The organism is Mesorhizobium sp. M5C.F.Ca.IN.020.29.1.1 (genome assembly GCF_003997375.1).
In the GTDB taxonomy this organism is placed as follows: domain Bacteria; phylum Pseudomonadota; class Alphaproteobacteria; order Rhizobiales; family Rhizobiaceae; genus Mesorhizobium; species Mesorhizobium wenxiniae.
This window is the reverse complement of record NZ_RZSW01001071.1, coordinates 1-877: the sequence shown is the minus strand read 5'-3', so window position 1 is coordinate 877 and position 877 is coordinate 1. Positions and strand designations below refer to the sequence as shown.

The 877-nt window shown below is 63.4% G+C and carries 1 protein-coding gene; it reads left to right on the top strand.

Annotation, left to right across the window (positions count from 1 at the left end; all coding sequences use genetic code 11):
- Window positions 1-66: 66 nt before the first annotated feature.
- Window positions 67-877: trypsin-like peptidase domain-containing protein (locus EOA85_RS36285; RefSeq protein WP_127212803.1), on the top strand; the 811-nt coding region annotated here is incomplete at its 3' end.

Sequence of the window (877 nt, the reverse complement as noted above, 5' to 3'; positions counted from 1 at the left end):
CCGAATGGGCGATTCCCCAACCGGAACGCCACGGTGCCCGACCAATTTCTCGCCCGGACAACGGCCATGTCACCCATCCACATTCTTCGCAGACATCGCGTCGCCGCCTTGCTGGGCGCCGCACTGATTGTCAGCCCTTTCGTCGTGCCCCTCGCCCCCAGACTGAATTGCGCTCTGGCAGAAACAGTGACCCCTCCCGTCACCGGAATGACGGTGCCGAATGGATCGTTTGCCCCGATCGTGGCGGCCGACAAACCGGCAGTGGTGACGATCACCACTGTCATGAAGGCAGAGTCGGAGACCATGAGCGACGCTGCTCCGTTCGGCGACAACTCACCCTTCGACGACTATTTCCGCCAGTTCTTCGGCGACCAGGGACTGCCCGGCCCCAGGACACCGCCGCCGCAGCAGGCGCCCCGCACAGAGGCGCTGGGTTCCGGCTTCATCGTCGCCGCCGATGGCACCATCGTCACCAACAATCACGTCATCGACGGCGCCACGTCGATCAAGGTCACTCTCGATGACGGCACCGAACTTCCCGCCGAGCTGGTTGGTCGCGACGCCAAGAACGACCTCGCCGTCCTCAAGATCAAGTCCGACAAGACTTTGCCGACCGTCAAATGGGGCGACTCCGACAAGCTCATGCCGGGCGACCAGGTGCTCGCTTTCGGCAACCCGTTCGGCCTCGGCACCACGGTTACATCCGGCATCGTCTCGGCGCGCGGCCGCGATCTGCACAGCGGGCCTTTTGACGATTTCATTCAGATCGACGCACCGATCAACCACGGCAATTCAGGCGGTCCGCTGATGGATGTGAGCGGCAACGTCGTCGGCATCAACACGGCGATATTTTCGCCGAATGGCGGCAGCGTCGGCG